Origin of the sequence: Rhodovibrio salinarum DSM 9154 (assembly GCF_000515255.1) — a bacterium.
Taxonomy (GTDB): domain Bacteria; phylum Pseudomonadota; class Alphaproteobacteria; order Kiloniellales; family Rhodovibrionaceae; genus Rhodovibrio; species Rhodovibrio salinarum.
In genome coordinates this window covers 2,108,334-2,125,108 of the sequence record NZ_KI911559.1, presented here as the reverse complement: position 1 = coordinate 2,125,108, position 16,775 = coordinate 2,108,334, and the positions used below count along the sequence as shown (strand labels likewise).

General features: G+C 66.1%; 16 protein-coding genes. 4 read left to right on the top strand and 12 right to left on the bottom strand.

Annotated elements, in window-relative coordinates:
* Positions 1-27: 27 nt before the first annotated feature.
* Together RHOSA_RS21710 and RHOSA_RS0109845 are read right to left on the bottom strand one after the other, a co-directional pair.
* Positions 28-1,173 (bottom strand): alpha/beta hydrolase, encoded by a 1,146-nt coding sequence (locus RHOSA_RS21710; protein WP_051432013.1) that lies wholly within the window; start codon positions 1,171-1,173, stop codon positions 28-30.
* 192 nt (positions 1,174-1,365) lie between these two features.
* A complete protein-coding gene (locus RHOSA_RS0109845) occupies positions 1,366-2,346 on the bottom strand; it encodes a GlxA family transcriptional regulator (protein WP_051432012.1) in 981 nt (326 codons plus the stop codon).
* A 111-nt stretch (positions 2,347-2,457) separates the two neighbouring features.
* Between RHOSA_RS0109845 and RHOSA_RS0109840 the strand changes: the two genes are divergently transcribed.
* The 3 genes from RHOSA_RS0109840 to RHOSA_RS21705 all read left to right on the top strand — a co-directional run bounded on the left by RHOSA_RS0109840 (position 2,458) and on the right by RHOSA_RS21705 (position 6,291).
* On the top strand, positions 2,458-3,351 hold the full coding sequence (locus tag RHOSA_RS0109840; protein WP_027288531.1) for a beta-keto acid cleavage family enzyme: 894 nt from the start codon (positions 2,458-2,460) through the stop codon (positions 3,349-3,351).
* A 30-nt stretch (positions 3,352-3,381) separates the two neighbouring features.
* The gene (locus tag RHOSA_RS0109835) at positions 3,382-4,863 is read left to right on the top strand and encodes a carnitine 3-dehydrogenase (RefSeq protein WP_027288530.1); all 1,482 of its coding nucleotides are present in this window, start codon (positions 3,382-3,384) and stop codon (positions 4,861-4,863) included.
* 333 nt (positions 4,864-5,196) lie between these two features.
* Entirely contained in the window at positions 5,197-6,291 is a 1,095-nt protein-coding gene (locus RHOSA_RS21705; RefSeq protein WP_200371929.1) for an ABC transporter substrate-binding protein, read from the top strand.
* 132 nt (positions 6,292-6,423) lie between these two features.
* Here the strand turns inward: RHOSA_RS21705 and RHOSA_RS0109825 are convergent, their stop codons facing one another.
* From RHOSA_RS0109825 to RHOSA_RS0109810, 4 genes are all read right to left on the bottom strand, one after another.
* A complete protein-coding gene (locus tag RHOSA_RS0109825) occupies positions 6,424-7,464 on the bottom strand; it encodes a uroporphyrinogen decarboxylase family protein (protein WP_027288529.1) in 1,041 nt (346 codons plus the stop codon).
* Positions 7,465-7,545: 81 nt separating this feature from the next.
* Positions 7,546-8,067 carry a TRAP transporter small permease gene (locus RHOSA_RS21700; protein WP_051432011.1) on the bottom strand — a complete coding sequence of 174 codons (522 nt, stop codon included), beginning with the start codon at positions 8,065-8,067 and terminating at the stop codon, positions 7,546-7,548.
* 5 nt (positions 8,068-8,072) lie between these two features.
* The gene (locus tag RHOSA_RS0109815; protein WP_027288528.1) at positions 8,073-9,110 is read right to left on the bottom strand and encodes a TRAP transporter substrate-binding protein; all 1,038 of its coding nucleotides are present in this window, start codon (positions 9,108-9,110) and stop codon (positions 8,073-8,075) included.
* A 39-nt stretch (positions 9,111-9,149) separates the two neighbouring features.
* The gene (locus tag RHOSA_RS0109810) at positions 9,150-10,442 is read right to left on the bottom strand and encodes a TRAP transporter large permease (protein WP_037256031.1); all 1,293 of its coding nucleotides are present in this window, start codon (positions 10,440-10,442) and stop codon (positions 9,150-9,152) included.
* A 196-nt stretch (positions 10,443-10,638) separates the two neighbouring features.
* Here RHOSA_RS0109810 and RHOSA_RS0109805 point away from each other — a divergent pair, with 196 nt between their 5' ends.
* The gene (locus RHOSA_RS0109805) at positions 10,639-11,310 is read left to right on the top strand and encodes a TetR/AcrR family transcriptional regulator (RefSeq protein ID WP_027288526.1); all 672 of its coding nucleotides are present in this window, start codon (positions 10,639-10,641) and stop codon (positions 11,308-11,310) included.
* 27 nt (positions 11,311-11,337) lie between these two features.
* Here the strand turns inward: RHOSA_RS0109805 and RHOSA_RS21695 are convergent, their stop codons facing one another.
* From RHOSA_RS21695 to RHOSA_RS21685, 6 genes are read right to left on the bottom strand one after another with little or no spacing between them, the layout of a single operon-like run.
* The gene (locus RHOSA_RS21695; protein WP_051432010.1) at positions 11,338-12,174 is read right to left on the bottom strand and encodes a TIGR01459 family HAD-type hydrolase; all 837 of its coding nucleotides are present in this window, start codon (positions 12,172-12,174) and stop codon (positions 11,338-11,340) included.
* A gap of 1 nt (position 12,175) precedes the next feature.
* On the bottom strand, positions 12,176-13,153 hold the full coding sequence (locus tag RHOSA_RS21690) for an FGGY-family carbohydrate kinase (protein ID WP_437123665.1): 978 nt from the start codon (positions 13,151-13,153) through the stop codon (positions 12,176-12,178).
* 14 nt (positions 13,154-13,167) lie between these two features.
* Complete coding sequence (locus RHOSA_RS26065; RefSeq protein ID WP_437123664.1) at positions 13,168-13,452, bottom strand: hypothetical protein; 285 nt, start codon at positions 13,450-13,452, stop codon at positions 13,168-13,170.
* A complete protein-coding gene (locus RHOSA_RS0109790) occupies positions 13,449-14,531 on the bottom strand; it encodes a class II aldolase/adducin family protein (protein WP_169816622.1) in 1,083 nt (360 codons plus the stop codon). Before RHOSA_RS0109790 ends, RHOSA_RS26065 begins: the two co-directional genes overlap by 4 nt.
* A complete protein-coding gene (locus RHOSA_RS0109785) occupies positions 14,528-16,051 on the bottom strand; it encodes a glycerol-3-phosphate dehydrogenase (protein ID WP_027288524.1) in 1,524 nt (507 codons plus the stop codon). The genes RHOSA_RS0109790 and RHOSA_RS0109785 overlap by 4 nt, the downstream gene beginning before the upstream one ends.
* Before the next feature lie 11 nt (positions 16,052-16,062).
* On the bottom strand, positions 16,063-16,764 hold the full coding sequence (locus tag RHOSA_RS21685) for a class II aldolase/adducin family protein (RefSeq protein ID WP_051432009.1): 702 nt from the start codon (positions 16,762-16,764) through the stop codon (positions 16,063-16,065).
* Between the last annotated feature and the right edge of the window lie 11 nt (positions 16,765-16,775).

The window sequence follows — 16,775 nt, the reverse complement described above, 5'->3', positions numbered from 1 at the left end:
GGCGGCCCGAAATGCACACTTGCCGTTCTAGCTCGGACCCGGTGTGATCCGATAGCGACGGCCCGGTTCGATCGGTTCGCGGGTTGGGTAATCCTCCGGGTTCATCTGGCCGGCCAGCACGTGGCGGACGTCCGCGATCACCTCCGGACGCAGGCGATAATACTGGTGATTGCCGTGGGTCAGGTCGGTCGCGTCGACGTCGCTGCAATCGATCGCGGTGATCCGGTGACTAAGCCCGTCCAGGGTGCGTGGCCCATCCGTCCCCAACCGGTCGACGTTGAACTTGGTCCTGTCACTGACCTCCAGCGCCAGATCGCTGCGGGAATGGTAGACGTGGATCCGGCGGGCCAACTGCGGCAACAAGCCGAGCTTGTCAGTGCTTTCCAGGCAGTCCTCATCCTCGTCGGCGGCCATCAGGAAGGCGTTGTCGAAAATCTTCTCCAGACGGCCGCCGTCCTGCAAGGCGTGCAGGCCAAGCACCGCATGGCGCAGCGCCCAGTTGCCCATGGAGTGGGCGACCAGATGGATCCGTCCTGAACAGCGTTCGCGCGTGCTCAGGAACTCCAGGAACCGCCGCAGCGCCCGCGCCATCGCAATACCGGACATCGCCGCATCGTCGCGGTCACTGGCGTATTTCCACGGCGGCTGGGTCATCCCGTCGGACGGCCAGGAGAAAGCGAAGACATAGGGACTTTGCGCCGACCCGTCGCCCCGCTGGATCAGGTACGTCTCGCCCAGCCATGCCGCCCGGCCCAGCGCATTCTCGAAGCTGTTGGCAAAACCATGAATGAACACCAACGCATCGCGCGTGCGTGTGTCCGGCCGCTTCAGGGGCGCCTGTCGCGGCTTGTCGTTTGGCCGCATCTTTTCCTGCAGTTCCTTGAACAGGACATACGATCCGGGTTCCTCCCCTTCCGCCTGCTTACGGTGGGTCTCAGGAATTTCCTGTTGGCCGATCTTCTCCGGTTTCGGCCGGGTCCCTTCCTGTCTTTTCCAGTCGACCTTGAAGTCCTCGGGATCACTCGGCCGGCCGTCCGGTCCAAGCGTTCCCCAAGTCACGGTCGCGCGCCCGACCTCGTAGAAATGCGGACCTTCGGAATTGAAGCGGTCGCCAAACGACTTGCGGTTGCCGCGCGGTTCGGTGCGGTTGGTCGCGAAATAGACGTCCGTCATCCCCCACCCTTCCCTGCCCACTTGCACGTCGACGCGCCCTGCCTGCAAGCCAACGCAGGCGGCATACATTATGCCGTGACTTCGGCCGGATCGGATAGCTACGCGGAGGGGTTAGAAACATCTCCGCCCAATAGGTAGAAGCAGTTGACGGTCTGAGAGACAAGGCGACCGCCAACTTTCAAAGATAGCTCGTTACGCGGACAGGTGACTGCCCGGGAACTGCTCCTGTTTCGGGGCATGGCCGAACATCCGCCGGTAAGCCCGCGCAAAGCTCGTGGCCGAGGCGAAGCCGGTCGCCGCAGCAACCATGGTCACGCTGTGCGCCCCGTCCATCAGCATGCGCCGGCCCGCCGCCAGCCGGAGATATTGGTAATAACGCTGCGGCGTCACCCCGAGCGCCCGCTCAAAGGCCCGCTCCAGCTTGCGCTGGGAACACCCGGAGGCCGCGGCGATCTCAGCGACCGGTCGCGGCGTCTCGATCGCCTGTTCCATTTCGGCGATCGCCGCGGCAACGATCGGTGCCCGCCCGACGAATGGGGCCTGCACGAGCGCTTGCTGCTCGCCCTCGGCCGGCCGTTCGGCGTCGTAGATGAACAGCCGCATGATATCGAGCGCCAAGACGTCGCCGCCGTGCGCCCGCAAGAGCCCGAGCATCATGTCCAGAACCGTTGTGGCCCCGCCGCAGGTGATCCGGTTGCCATCGATTACGTAGCGCGCGCGGCTGAACGTCACCTCGGGGAAATCCGTCTGAAGACGCTCCTGCTCCTGCCAGTGGATGGTCGCGGTCCGACCGTCCAGGAGACCGGCCGCCGCCAATAGCCAGGGCGCGGTATCCATGCCGCCGACAACATCCGACAGGCCCGCAGCACGGCGTAGCGCCGGCATGAGCTGCGCGTGCGGCACATCGCGGAACCCATAGCCCGCCACCAGGAAGAAAACGTCGAGCCGGCCAGCCTCGTCGAGCGGGGCATCCACCGTCACCTCGATCCCGCTGGAACTCGATACGGGAGCGCCGTCGAGCGACAGCAAGCGGTGCACATAGCGCTGCGCGCCCGCGATCTCGTTCGCAGCACGCAGCGGCTCGACCGAGTTGGCGAGACACAAGGTGCTGAACCCCGGCAACAGCAGGAAGCCGAAATGCCGTCGCCCATCTGTCGGATCACGCGCGAACATTGACGATCTATGCACGATGCGCCGGGGTCTTGTCACCTAGCGTGTTGCCAGATCAACTGGCTGCACCGCCGTTTGCAGCCACGCGCCAAAGGCCGTGGAGACCAACCCGCCATGAACACCGACGTCTTCATCACCTGTGCCGTCACCGGGGCCGGGCCGAGTCATGAGAAGAGCGACCGGGTCCCGATCACGCCCAAACAGATCGCCGACACCGCGATCGAAGCCGCGAAGGCCGGCGCCGCCGTCGCCCACATCCACGTCCGCGATCCCGAAACCGGCGCAGCCTCGCGCAACCTCGCGCACTACCGCGAGGTCGTCGAGCGGGTGCGCGAGTCCGATACCGACGTGGTGCTCAACCTGACCGCCGGCATGGGCGGCGACATCGTCCTCGGCTCGGCGGAACAGCCGTTGCCGCTCAACGAGGCGGAGACCGATATGCTGGGCGCCAGCGCGCGCCTGGAGCATGTCGCCGAGCTCCGGCCGGAGATCTGCACGCTTGACTGCGGCACGATGAACTTCGCCACCGGCGACTACATCATGACCAACACGCCGGCGACCCTGCGCGCGATGGCCGCGCGCATCCAGGAACTCGGCGTCCGCCCCGAGATCGAGGTGTTCGACTTCGGCCAGATGGTGATGGCGAAGCAGCTCTATCAGGAAGGGCTGCTCGACGACCCGGTCCTGGTGCAGCTGTGCATGGGCATTCCCTACGGCGCGCCGGACGACCCGCGCACCCTGCTGAACCTTGTCGACCAGATGCCCAGCGACTGGACGTTCTCCGCGTTCTCGATCGGGCGCATGCAGTTGCCTTACGTCGCGCAGGCGGCGCTGGCGGGCGGCAACGTGCGCGTTGGCCTGGAGGACAACATCTACCTGTCGAAGGGCGTCCTGGCGTCCAACGGCGACCTGGTCGAGCGCGCGGTCAATATCCTGACCAACATGAACGCCCGCGTGCTGAGCCCGCAGGACGTGCGCGCGAAGCTCGCCCTGAACAAGGCGGCCTAAAAGCCCGCCTGCCCCAACGAAAGTCGCAACATGACCGAAGTCCGCAAAGCCGCCGTCGTCGGCGCCGGTGTCATCGGCGCCGGCTGGGCCGCCCGCTACCTTTGGAACGGGATCGACGTCGCGATCTACGATCCCGGCCCGGAGACCGAACGGCGATGCCGCGAGGTCCTGGAGGCCGCCGACCGCAGCCTGCAATATCTGTACGGTCGCCCGCCGCACCAGCGCGGTAACGTCAGCTTCGCGCCCGATTTGGCGAGCGCGGTGTCGGGAGCCGACATCGTCCAGGAGAGCGCGCCGGAGCGTGAGGACACCAAGCGTGCCGTCCTGGCGGAGATCGACGCCTCCGCCCCGGCCCATGCACCGATCGGCTCCTCCACCTCCGGCCTGCTGCCGAGCCGCCTGCAAGCCGATATGCGGCACCCCGAGCGCTTCCTGGTGAGCCATCCGTTCAACCCGGTCTACCTGCTGCCGCTGGTCGAGCTATGCGCGGGGGAACAGACCGACCCGGCGACGGTACAGGCAGCGGACGCGATCTACCGGGATTTGGGCATGCGCCCACTGACGGTACGCAAGGAAATCGATGGCTTCGTCGCCGACCGGCTGCTGGAAGCGCTCTGGCGCGAGGCCCTGTGGCTGGTACACGACGACGTCGCCACGGTCGCGGAAGTGGACGATGCCGTGCGGTTCGGCGCGGGCCTGCGCTGGGCCTTGATGGGCAGCTTCCAGACCTACCGGATCGCTGGCGGCGAGGACGGCATGCGTCACTTCATGGCGCAGTTCGGTCCAGCCCTGAAATGGCCTTGGACCAAGCTGATGGACGTTCCGGACCTGACCGACGCCTTTCTGGACAAGATCGGCGCGCAGTCGGATGCGCAGGCGATGGGCCGGGACACGGCCGAACTGGAGCGCGAACGCGACATGGGACTGATCGCCATGCTGCGTGCGCTGAAGCCAGAGGGGTTGGCCGCCGGCGGCACGCTGGCCGAACACCAAAGCCGTTGGGCCCCGCATCCGCCCGTCGACCTCGATGCGCAGCTTCCGTTGCATCTGCTGGATGCCGTGGTCCCGCCCGAAGCGGTGGACTACAACCGCCATATGACCGAAAGCCATTACCTGGCGCTGTTCGGTCAAACCGCCGATGCGCTGTTGGCGGCGATCGGGCTCGACGCCGACGCGCTGGCGGCCGGCCACAGCTACTTCACGGCGGAATCGCATCTACGCCATCTGGGCCAGCTACGGCTGGGCGATCAGGTTTATCTGACGACCCAGATCCTCGGGGCCGATGAGAAACGCATCCACGCCTTCCACCGGCTGCGCCGTGCCGACGATCACACCCTCGCGGCAACCGCCGAGCAGATGTATCTGCACGTGGACACGACGACCGATCGGGTCTGCCCCGCCAGCGCCGCGATCCAGGCGAACGTACGCCGCCTGGCCGCCGCCCACGCGACCCTGCCCCAGCCGGAAAGCGCCGGGCGCGCCATCACGCCGGTGCGCCGGCTGGCCGCGTGAGATGAAATCGCGGAAGGTGTCCGCACCTTCCGCGATTTTCGCCCGCACAGGCCATGCGGTTCGTGGGCGCTTTAACCCGGCCTTCCCGAATAGGCGCCTCTAATCGACCCTAAAACCGCCTCATCGGATGAATTGGACGAATTCAGAACGGTTCTTGTCGAAAACGGCGCGATAAAACTGCAACAGTCCCCGTATCGTTCTGCGTGTTGGTCCCGATCACGCGGCGGGCGAGGCTGATAATACGGGATCCGCGCAAACGACAACGTCCAACTCGCCTGTCGATCCGGCCTAGCGCGTACGCGCCGGAGGGGCCCGGCCCGACGATGCCTGCAGATGTTCAGCCTGCCCATAAACCAATCGGCAGGCACCGGTTCGCGACACTCTGCATCCGGGCCCTCGAACCATCAGCGAACCGGGCATATTCCCGAGGGAGGACTGATGACAAACAGCAACCATACCACCGAACCTGCCCGCGCGACGGGCATCTTCCGCCGCACCGTCCTGGCGACGGGCCTGGCGGTGTGCGCCCTGGGCCTAGCGGGCCCGCATCCGGCGGCAGCGGATGAGGCGCCAACCATCCGGTTCGGGACGCCAACCTGGCCGGGCGTCACGGTGAAGAGCGAAATCGCCGAACAGTTGCTCGTACACATGGGCTACCAGACGTCTAACGTGAATGGCAGCCCCTCGGTGATCCTGAACTCGCTCAAGACCGACGATCTGGACATCTACCTCGGCGGCTGGATGCCGACGGAAAAGGACATGATCGATCCGCTGGTCGAGCAAGGTGAGGTCAAGACCCTGACCACCAACATCGCGAACGCGACCATGGGCATCGCGGTGCCGACCTACGTCTGGGAAGCCGGCGTCAAGAGCGAGGCCGACCTCGCCGCCCACGCCGACAAGTTCGATTACAAAATCTACGGCATCGAGGCGGGCACCGGATTCAACAAATCGATCAGGGATGCCATCGCTAACAACCGCCACGGGCTCGGCGATTGGGAACTGGTGCCCTCGAGTACCTCGGCGATGCTGGCTCAGGTCGGCCGCCTGGTGGACCGCGATCAATGGATCGTTTTCCTGGGCTGGGAACCGCACTGGATGAACATCGCCTACGACATCAAGTACCTCTCGGCAAAGGGCGAGCCGAAGATCGCGGAAACGAAGTCCGACGTGCTGACGGTCGCTAACGTCAGGATGGTCGAGGATCACCCGATGGTCGCGAAGTTCTTCAGCCAGTATCAGGTGCGCAAGGACGAGCAGTCCAAGTGGGTGTACGAATACAGCTACAAGGACCGCGATCAGGAAGAGGTCGCCGCCGAGTGGATCCGCAACAACATGGACCGCGTCTCGGAATTCCTCGAGGGAGTCGAAGCCCGCAACGGGAAACCGGCCATCGAAGCGGTCCGCGCCGCGGTCACGCAGGGATAGACCGGCTCGGTTTTTTTAGGCAAGTGCGCCCGGGTCGGTCCGATCGAACTGACCCGGGCGTTCTCGTCTCCGACGCCGTGCGGCCCCGCTAAGGCCGCAGCCCACCGGCAGCGTCGTGAGCCGACTGGTGTGTTAGCGCCCGCCTTGCTGTTCGGCGCGGACGATGCGGGCTCCTTCGACCATCGCCTGCAGTTTGCCGAAGGCGGACTCACGCGGCAGGTACTTCATGCCGCAATCCGGCGCCACCACGATCCGCTCGGCCGGCACATACTCGAGACCGCGACGGATGCGGGCAGCGACCGTCTCCGGGGTCTCGACCGCATGATCGCTGAGGTCGATCACTCCCAGGATGACCGTCTTGTTTTCCAGTTCCTTCAGCACCGAGCAGTCGAGGTTCGACTGCGCCGTCTCGATCGAGATCTGGTTGCAGCTGCAGCCATTGAGCTGCGGCAGGAAGGAATAGCCTTCCGGCCGCTCGTGGATCAGCGCGGCGTAGCCGAAGCAGATATGCACCGCGGTGGTCCCGCTGACACCCTCCAGCGCGCGGTTGAGCGCGGTCAGGCCATACTCCTCGGCCTGTTCGGGACGGGCCTGCATGTAAGGCTCGTCGATCTGCACGATGTCGGCGCCGGCGGCGAACAGATCCTTGATCTCGGCGTTGATCGCGGCGGCGTAGTCCATCGCCGCGTCGGCCAGGGTCGGATAGTGGTCGTTCTGCGCCTGCTGCGACATCGTGAAGGGACCCGGCACGGTAATCTTCGCCGTGCGGTCCGTATGCCGGCGCAGGAAGCGGACATCCTCCACCATGATCGTCTCGGTGCGGCGGATCGGGCCGGCGATGCGCGGCACCGGGTTGGGGTGACCGGAGCGGTCCAGCGCGGTACCGGGCGTGTCGATATCGATCCCCTCCAGCGCCGTCGCGAAGCGGTTGGAATAGCTTTCGCGCCGGATTTCACCGTCGGTAATGATGTCGAGCCCGGCTTCCTCCTGTTCCCGGATCGCCAACAGCGTGGCGTCATCCTGGGCCTCCTTGAGGTTGGCCTCGGGGATGCGCCAGAGTTCGGCGGCCCGGGTGCGCGGCGGGAAGCGCTTGCCCAGCGAGGCGCGATCGATCAGCCAATCGGACTGGGCGTAGCTCCCGACCAGCGAGGTCGGCAGGAGAGGAAGAGACATTCCGGAAAGCTCCCGTATATGACGTGAAGACAAGCGCGGCCTGCGGGAAGCGGGCCGCAGGGAGACGGGGCAAGAAACCGCCTACAGCGGCGCCCCGTCCTCCCGCCGCTCGACGCCGGCCAGCACTTCCAGAGTGTTCGCGAGGAAGGCCAGCCCAAGCGCGCCGAAACCGATCGGGATCAAGCTGTAGGGCAGTACCTTTGGCGTGCCCAGCACGGTCGACATGCGCTCGCCGTACAGCCAGGCGTCGTAGGCGATCATGCCGCCGCGCCAGGTCAGCACGACGCAGAAGGCCATGCCGCACAGGCCGATCAGCGTGGCCACCACACGCGCCGGGATGCCGGTGAGCTGATCCTGGATCAGACCGATGCGCAGCTGCTGACGCTCCCGCAGCACGTGGGCGGCGGGGATGAAGGCGATGGCCGCGACCAGGATGGAGTTGATCTCCAGGCTCCAGGAGGTCGGCGCCAGAAACAGGTAGCGCATCATCGTGTCGTAGAAGACCGACAGCGCCATGAACACCAGGGCCGCTGCGCCCAGGAACCGTAGTCCCCAGGCGCACACATCTATGATGCGAATGACGGCGATGCGGATCACAGCCATGTCGGCTAAGCGGACTCGCCGCGGGCGAGCGCGATCGCCTTCTCGCCGAACTCGCGGCCGGCTTGGTCCTTCCACCACTCCCAGACCTCCTTGGAGATCTCGGTGAACTGCTCGCGCGCGGCCTGGTCGGGCTCGACCGTCTCGATGCCGGCCTCGTCGATTTTCGGCCAGTGGTCGCGCTTATAAAGCACGTTATTGACCTGATCCGCGCTGTTGGCGTCGTACCAGGCGGTGGCGTTGTCGAACGCTTCGCGCGCAACCGGGTCCAGGTTCTGGTAACGGTCGGCGCGCATATAAAGGCCGATGGTGTAGGCGGTGATCGGCAGCTTGTAGACGTACTTCAGCTGCTCCTGCAGGTTCCGGGCGATCACCGTGGAAATGTTCGCCACCGCCGCGTCGACCGTACCGCGCTGCAGCGCCAGGTAGGTCTCCGAGGAGGGGATACGCACCGGCACCACCCCAATGCTCTCCAGGGCCGTCGAGGCTTCGTAGCCGACCACGCGAACCTTGCGGCCACGCAACTGCTCCAGCGAGGTGATCGGCTCCTTGGCGGACCATACGTATTGCGGCTCGATCACGCCGCCACCCAGGCTGAGCATCTCGATGTTATCCTGACGCAAGTGGTCACGCATCAGGTTGAACAACGGCGTGCCACGGCTAATACGGTCGCCGTTTTCATACAGTTCGCCAACCAGGCTGGGTAGGCCCAGCAGGCCAACCGCCTTGAACGAACGGCTGATGTAGGTCGAGGTGTGGAACATGTAGTCGATGCTGCGCGACCGCAGGCCAGCGATCTGCTCGTCGGCCTTCAGCAGCGTGGCGCTGTCGTAGAATTCGGCCTTGCCGGCATCGCCCATGCCTTCGTTCAACCGCTTGTTAAAGCCGTCGATGCCCCACATCAGCGCCGTGTAACTGGGCGGCATGTAGGTCACGCCGGTGTAGGTCGAGGCCGCGTTCGACAAGCACGGCAGGCCCATCGTGCCCGCGGCCAGACCGGCCGCGAGACCGTACTTCATCATGTCGCGTCGGCTATGCGTCGTCATATCAAACCTCCCTTGAACTGGTCTTCTTCTTGGCACGGCTCAGAGCAGTCCCGGCAACCAGAGGCTCAGGCCCGGGAACAGCACGAACACCAACAGAACCAAAAACTGGATCGCGACGAACGGCAGCGCAGAGGCGATCACCTGCTCCATCGAGAGTTCGGGCACGACCCCTTTCAGGGTGTAGAGATTCAGGCCAACCGGGGGCGTGACCACGGCAATCTCCAGGTTCATCACCAGCACGATGCCGAACCACAACGGGTCGTATCCCAGCGTGGTCACGATCGGCAGCAGGAACGGCGTGGTGACCACGATCAGCGAGAAACCGTCGATCACCGTCCCCAGCGCGATCAGCACGAGCATCACCAGCAGCATGACCAGCTCCGGCGGCAGCGCGACCGAGGTCGCCGTCGAAGCCAGCATTTGTGGAATCCGGATCAGGTTCAGGTAGTCGCCGAAAATCTTGGCACAGCCGATGATCAGCAGGATCGTCGCGCTGACCCGAAGGCTGTTCCACACGATCTCGATCAACTTCTCCAGCGTCAGCACGCGATAAACGACCCCGGCGATCGCTGCCGCACCGATGACGCCAAAGGAGGACGCCTCGGTGGGGGTCGCCAAACCCGAGTAGATGGTGCCCACCACCAGCACGACCAGGAACACCACATGCCAGATACGGCCAAGGCTGAGCAGCCGGGCGCGCCAATCCACCGTCTGTTCGACCGAGGGCGCTTCGTCCGGCCGCAACCGGCAGCGCAGGTAGATGTAGAAAGACAGCGCGAAGGCAATGGCGAGACCAGGAATCAGGCCGCCGATGAACAGCGACGAGACCGAGACGCCGCTCATCGCACTGTAGACGATGAACGGCACCGAGGGTGGGATCAGCATGGCGATCGCCCCGGCCGTAGCCACACTGCCGGCAGCCAAGTTCGCGGAGTACCCGCGTTTCATCATTTCCGGCACGGCCAGCTTGCCAACCGACGCCACGCCGGCGATCGACACGCCGCTGACCGCGCCGAACAGCGTGCAGGCCCCAACCGAGGAGATCGCCAGACCGCCGCGGATGCGGTTGAGCCATACCGAGGCCACATGAAAGATGTCGCGGCCGACCGGCGTCTCGGACAGCAGGAACCCCATCAAGATGAACAGCGGCAGGGCGATCATCTCGAAGCTGTTCAACTGGCCGAACACGGATGTCGGCGCCAGAAACAGCGCCATTTCGCCACGCGCCATGTACAGCCCGAGCAACCCGGCACCCCCCAGCGCCAGGAAAACCGGCGCGCCGAGCGCGATCAGACCGAGCAGGGTTCCAAGTGCAATGAGCGGTTCGATCATGGGGCCCAGGCGGGTCGCACGGTGCGGCCACCGACGCGACGCGCATCCAGGGGCCCAATCTGAACCAAGGCAGCGCTACTTGGCATGTTCCTCCCCTCCATCTGACCTATAATTGACTAGTGGGTCAGTTACGGGGTGTGTATAGCAATCCTGTAGCGAAGGCAAGGCACCGTTTCGAATCGGTACTGAAGGCACGATGACCCGACCCAAGGATCCGGACGAGAAACAGCGGGACCGCACGCGGACACGGGCGCGCATCGTGGAGGGCGCCCGCGCGGTGTTCGCGACCAGCGGCTTCAAGGGCGCGCGGATGGATGAAATCGCCGAACGCTCGGGCGTCGCGAAGGCATCCGTCTTCCACCACTTCGGCAGCAAGAACGCCCTGTTCGCGGAAGCGCTAGAAGCCGAAGTCCTGGCATTGCGACGCTACCAGCAGGACCTCGACCTGCGTGATCTGGAGCCGCGAACGGCGATCCGGCAGCTCGTGGAATCGACGTTCGACTACTTCCTGAACAACCCGAGCATCATCACTTTCCTGAACATCGAAAACCGGCTGGGCGGTGAGCACATGCGCCAGTCGACGGCCTCCGTGAAGGCCTACAACCCACTACGGGACTCCCTCGAACTGATCCTGGAACGCGGGGTCGCCCACGGCCTGTTCCGGCCCGAAGTGGACGCACTCGCGCTCTATCTCTCGATCGCCGGCATGAGCTACCACTATGTCGCGAACCGCCACACCCTCGGTGCGGTCTTCGCACGCGACCTCGGAGCCCCGGAAGAAGTGTCCAGACGCCGCGCCCAGATCGTGGACTTCGTGCTGCACGCCATCGCCGCGCCCAATGCGCCGCCCGAAGCATCGAGCTTCTAACCGGTCACATCGCCGGCATGTATCGCGCTACCAAACCAGCCGCTCGATCGCGTAGCCCCGGCTCTTCCCAAGATCCGCTTCCAGAGCGGCGGGGGCGGTCTCGTCCGCATAGATGCCGCCGGAGACGAACAACCAGTCATAGCCGGCCCGTTGAGCGCCCGCGACGTCGTGGTACGGGCTGTCGCCGATTACCAGCGTGCGGGCCTCCGCCGGAACGCCGAGCGTCTCGCGGGCAGCCTGGAAAATGCTGGGGTCTGGCTTGCCGATCCAAATGACGCGACCGCCAAGCTCGGCATACCGCTCGGCAACCGCGCCCGGCCCTGGAACGATGCAGCCATCGACGTACATACGGACATCCGGATTGATGCACACGCACGGCGTGCCTTGATCCGCATGCGCCCGCAGCGCCGTCTCGATTTCCGGATTATCCGTCGTGCTTGCACCCGCCCCAGCAATCAGCAGAAGTCCACTGTCGGCAGCACGCTCGACCTCGGTGAGCGGCAACCCCGCGATCACAGCCCGATCGTCGTCGGCCGACACGAAGTGAACGCCGGTGCCGCCTTCCAGTCGCCCCTCACGCAGCCAGTCCGTGAAGAACTGGCGCGCCAGCTCGCCCGAGGTCATCACCCCATCGAACAGCGCCTCCTCGAAACCGAGCGCGCGCAACCGCTCCTGATTGACGGCCGCGCGCTTGCCGGAATTCGAGATCACGGCCAAACGGGCGCCTTGATCCCGCAGCCCCAGGACGGCTTCCCGCGCGCCCGGCAATGCGGTTTTCCCGTCGTGCAGCACGCCGAACTGGTCGATCAGGATGGCCTGATAAACGCCCGCAAGCGCGCGCACCCCGCTCAGCTGATCGACCACGTCACACCTCCTCACCACGCAGAGACCGCACCGCCAATCGGGCCGTCCCGACGGCCGCTTCCTCCGAGAGCACCGACGCGCTGTCGACGCCCAGCATGCGTTCGCGCAGCCGCCGCCACACCGGGTTGCGAGCCCCGCCACCAACGCTGCGCAGGCGCGTCAAGACAGGCGCACCCAGTTCGCGCAGCCGCTGATATCCAAGCGCCTCGACCCGCGCAATGCCTTCCAGAAGCCCATGCAAAAACACCCCATCGTCGTCCGGCCGGGGGCTCAATCGGGGAGCCAGCGCCGGATCGGCAATCGGGAAGCGTTCGCCCGGCCGACGCAGCGGGTAATAGTCGAGGCCGCTGTCCTGCTCCGGATCGATCCGCCGCGATAAATCCGCGAGGCGATCCCCGTCGAAGTAGTCGGCCAGCACCCCGCCGCCAACGTTGGACGCCCCACCGGCGAGCCAGACGTCGCCGATGCGGTGGCTGTAGATGCCGTACTCCGGGGCGAACACTGGCGTGTGGGAGAGCAGCTTGATCGTCAGCGTCGTCCCCAGCGCGCTGACCCCGTCGCCCGGCCGGTCCGCACCGGTCGCCAGGAAGGAAGCACAGCCATCGGTGCAGCCCGCAACCACCCGCGCGCCCGACGGCAGGCCCGTGCGCTGCGCGGCTTCCGCCCCGATCCGGCCGGTGACGTGGCCGCAAGGCACCACGTCCGGCAGCAGTTCGCGGCGCAACGGGGTCTGCGCGAGCCAATCCGGCCAGTGCCGGGCGACCGGGTCGTAGCCGGTCTTAAGCGCGTTACTCTCGTCACTGACATCGGTGCGCCCGGACAGCAGGCTCGCGATCCAGTCCGCCTGGTGCAGCAGCCCGCGCACCCCAGGGCGGTCCTGCATCTCCAGCGCACGCGCCAACGCGGACGCAGCGCCGTGGGCCGCGCTGTCATGCGGTGCCGCAGCGGCGATCGCCTCCGGGATCGTGGGATCGCTCACCACATGATCGTACATCAGGGGCGGACCGACCGGCACCCCGTCCGCGTCCACAGCCAACAGCGTGCCGACGTGCCGTCCACCGATACGGCACCAACGGACGCCAGATCGGCGTCCATCCCCAGATCGGACACCGCGGCCTGAAACGCGGCCGCCCAAGTGCCCGGATCGGCCGGATCGCCGCCATGGTCGCAATACGCCGCGCTCGCCGTCGCGACCACGTTCTCGCGCGCGTCGAGCACCCCAGCACGCACGCCACCAGTGCCGACATCGACCCCAAGTGCTGTCGGATAGGCCGTCATCCGTCGCGCGCCGCGTCGAGCTTGCGCCGGTAAGCTTCGGCTTCCCAGCCCATCAGCGCGGCCTCCTCGTCGGTGGTCAGGGCCCGGCAGGGTGCCCCCGGATCCAAGCGCGCGGCAACCTCGCCCAAGCAAGCCGCGAGCGCCCGCGTGCTGGCCGAAGCGTCTTGCCGGATCGCCGCCCCAAGCCCGGGAAAGATCAATAGCGGCGGCGGTGCGTTCCCCGTCTCGGCCAAGCGCGCGGCGGCTGTAGGCGCCGTTTCCTCCGATCCGGCACACGCCACGCGTGGGCCCAAAAAGACGACGTGATCGGGGTAGTAAGACCCCGCTGCCATGACCTCGAGGCAGTCTGGATCCCGGGCAAGCGCGTGCAGGCGCGGCGCGTCGGCAGCGACATAGTCCGATCCCGCAAGCCGCACTTCGAGATCCGGGTGCGGCGCATCACCTGCCGCTGGCCGACGGTCGAGCCGGGCGCTCGCCGTACGCAGCAGTGCTTCGGCGTCGGCGGCGTCCGCACCAGCCGCGACCAGTCCGTGGTTGCCGAGCACGATCAACCTGGTTTCGGGCCCGATCCGCTGTTGGATCGCATGCGCCAGATCAAGCCCAGGCTGAACGTAGGGCACGAACACCGCACCCAGATCCCCCAGACACTCGGCGACCACCTCCGCCGCATCCTGGCGCAAGGCCACGGCGATCGTCGCCACGCAGTGCGTGTGCAACACCACGGGGTGGGACAGAACCGCGTGAACGGCCGTCTCGATCGAGGGGCGCAGGCCACGGCGGTTGGCGGCGGCAATCGCGTGCTCGACCGGCCGCTCGGCACTGTCCTCCCCGGCCGCGACCGCCTGGATCAGGGAGTCCAGGTCGACCGGCACCATGACATCGCTGTCCGTCGCATCGGCCAACCAGGTGCCCGAAGCCTTGATCCACATGACCCCGTCGCGCTTCAGCGAGGTGTTGCCACCCGGGCCCTGCACCTGCAGCGGATCCGCCCCCAACCGGGCGGAAACCTGGCACAGCGCCGCGAACGCGGGCGACGCACGCAGCAGTTCGGCAGTGTCCGAAAGGTCGCGTCCGCTCACGCCGCCGCCCTCCGATCCAGCCAGTCGGCAAAGCGGGCACGCTCGTTCTCGCTCAGGAACAGCCCATGCTTGGTCCGTCGGTCCAGGATGTCGTCGGGCGTGCGCGCCCACTCACGCTCGACCAGCCAGCGGGCCTCCCGTTCATAGAACAGGTGGCCGAAATGCTGCCCCAACTCCTCGGTGGACCCTGCCCCGGACAGTAATTGCTCGGCATCGCTGCCGTACAGCCGGGCGTAGTGCAGCGCGAGGTCGTGCGGCAGCCAGGGATGACGCTGCTTGAACCCCGCGAACCAGCTGTCGAAGTCCGCATCCGCCATCTCCCCGCCGGGCAGCGGGGCCCGTTCCGTCCAGGCATCGCCCATCTCGGGGAAGACGTGCGCCAGGCGGTCCAGGGCATGCTCGGAGAGCTTGCGGTAAGTGGTAATCTTGCCGCCGAAAGCGGACAGGATCGGCGCGCGCGCGCCGTGACCGCCGTCCAGCTCGAACGAATAGTCACGCGTCACCGCGGACGCGTTCTCCGTGCCGTCGTCGAACAGCGGACGCACGCCGGAAAAGCTGCTGAGCACGTCCGCCGGCGTCAGCTCGACCTCGAAATAGCGGTTGAGAATGCCCAGCAGGTAGCTGATCTCGTCGGCATCGATCGCAACGTCCTCCGGCTGACCATCGAAGGGAATGTCGGTCGTGCCGATCAACGCCAGATCGTCCTGGTAGGGATTGACGAAGATGATCCGCCGGTCGGTGTTCTGCAGGACGTAACCGTGGTCCCCCTCCCACCAGCGCTTGGTAACGATGTGGCTGCCCTTGACCAGCCGGACGCGATAGCTGGTGTTGATCCCCGCGACCGAGGTCAACACCTTCTCGACCCACGGACCGGCTGTGTTCACGATCGCGCGCGCCCGCACCTCCCGCGTCGCACCGCTGGTCTCGTCCCGCAGCTCCGCGCGCCAGCCCCCCTCCTCGCGGCGGGCAGAAGTACAGGCCGTCCGGGTCACCACCTCCGCCCCATGACGGGCGGCATCGACCGCGTTCAGGATCACCAGCCGGGCGTCGTCGACCCAGCAATCCGCGTATTCAAACCCCTTGGTGAACTGGGCCCGCAACGGCTTGCCCTCGGGCGCCGTCCGCAGGTCGAGCGCCCGGGTCGCGGGGAGCTTCTTGCGTCCGCCCAGATGGTCGTACAGGAACAGCCCGAGGCGGATCAGCCAGCGCGGCCGCTGCTCGGGGCTGTGCGGCAAGACCAGCGGGATCGGCCAGACGATATGCGGCGCGGCGGCCAACAGGACTTCCCGCTCGATCAGCGCCTCGCGCACCAGACGGAACTCGTAATATTCCAGGTAACGCAGGCCGCCATGGATATACTTGCCGGAGCGCGACGAGGTGCCTTCGGCAAGATCGCCCTTCTCGCACAGCAGCACACGCAGCCCACGTCCGGCCGCATCGCGGGCAACGCCCGCGCCGTTGACGCCGCCGCCGATGACCAGCAAATCGACGTCGCTTTTGTCCCCCGCGTGCGCAGGCATCGCGCCCTCCCCTACTCGACGCGCGCGGCTTGGTCGGCGTCCGACTGAATACGCTTGTAATCATCCTGCACGCCGTAGGAGCCGAAGGATTTCGCCGTTTCGGCGATCTGGTCTTCGTTCAGCAGGTTCGGGCCACCGATCAGCAGGCTGAGGTAATACTGCTTGGCGATCGTCTCCAGCTCGACGGCCAGCCACATCGCCTTGGCCAGATTTGCGCCCGTGGCGATCATGCCATGGTTGGCGAGCAGGCAACCGGTACGGCCTTCCAGCGCCTGGATCGCGTTTTCCGATAGTTCCTTGGTCCCGAAGGTGGCATAGGGGGCGCAGCGGATGGTCATGCCGCCGAAGGCTGCCATCATGTAGTGGCAGGCCGGGATCTCGCGCCCGGTGATCGCCAGCGTGGTGGCATAGGTGGAGTGGGTGTGCACGACCGCCCCGGTATCGGGTCGGGCGCGCAGAATGTCGAGGTGGAAGCGCCATTCGGTCGAGGGCTTCAGCGGCCCCTCCCAGGCACCGTAGTCGCCTTCCAAGGGCATGGCAGTGATCATCTCCGGCTGCATTTCGGCATAAGGTGTGGCCGAAGGCGTGATCAGCATCCGATCCTCGAACCGGGCGGAGATATTGCCCGAAGTGCCCTGGTTCAGGCCGCTGTCGTTCATCCAGCGCGCCTGCTCGCAGATCGCCTGGCGTAGCTCGCGTTCTTCCTGTTTCATCGATAGCTCCT

Excerpts from the sequence above, each read along its gene's own strand:
- RHOSA_RS21710 (WP_051432013.1), bottom strand. The coding sequence starts at position 1,173 with ATGACGGACGTCTATTTCGCGACCAACCGCACCGAACCGCGCGGCAAC.
- RHOSA_RS0109845 (WP_051432012.1), bottom strand. The coding sequence starts at position 2,346 with ATGTTCGCGCGTGATCCGACAGATGGGCGACGGCATTTCGGCTTCCTG.
- RHOSA_RS0109840 (WP_027288531.1), top strand. The coding sequence starts at position 2,458 with ATGAACACCGACGTCTTCATCACCTGTGCCGTCACCGGGGCCGGGCCG.
- RHOSA_RS0109835 (WP_027288530.1), top strand. The coding sequence starts at position 3,382 with ATGACCGAAGTCCGCAAAGCCGCCGTCGTCGGCGCCGGTGTCATCGGC.
- RHOSA_RS21705 (WP_200371929.1), top strand. The coding sequence starts at position 5,197 with ATGTTCAGCCTGCCCATAAACCAATCGGCAGGCACCGGTTCGCGACAC.
- RHOSA_RS0109825 (WP_027288529.1), bottom strand. The coding sequence starts at position 7,464 with ATGTCTCTTCCTCTCCTGCCGACCTCGCTGGTCGGGAGCTACGCCCAG.
- RHOSA_RS21700 (WP_051432011.1), bottom strand. The coding sequence starts at position 8,067 with ATGGCTGTGATCCGCATCGCCGTCATTCGCATCATAGATGTGTGCGCC.
- RHOSA_RS0109815 (WP_027288528.1), bottom strand. The coding sequence starts at position 9,110 with ATGACGACGCATAGCCGACGCGACATGATGAAGTACGGTCTCGCGGCC.
- RHOSA_RS0109810 (WP_037256031.1), bottom strand. The coding sequence starts at position 10,442 with ATGATCGAACCGCTCATTGCACTTGGAACCCTGCTCGGTCTGATCGCG.
- RHOSA_RS0109805 (WP_027288526.1), top strand. The coding sequence starts at position 10,639 with ATGACCCGACCCAAGGATCCGGACGAGAAACAGCGGGACCGCACGCGG.
- RHOSA_RS26065 (WP_437123664.1), bottom strand. The coding sequence starts at position 13,452 with ATGACGGCCTATCCGACAGCACTTGGGGTCGATGTCGGCACTGGTGGC.
- RHOSA_RS0109785 (WP_027288524.1), bottom strand. The coding sequence starts at position 16,051 with ATGCCTGCGCACGCGGGGGACAAAAGCGACGTCGATTTGCTGGTCATC.
- RHOSA_RS21685 (WP_051432009.1), bottom strand. The coding sequence starts at position 16,764 with ATGAAACAGGAAGAACGCGAGCTACGCCAGGCGATCTGCGAGCAGGCG.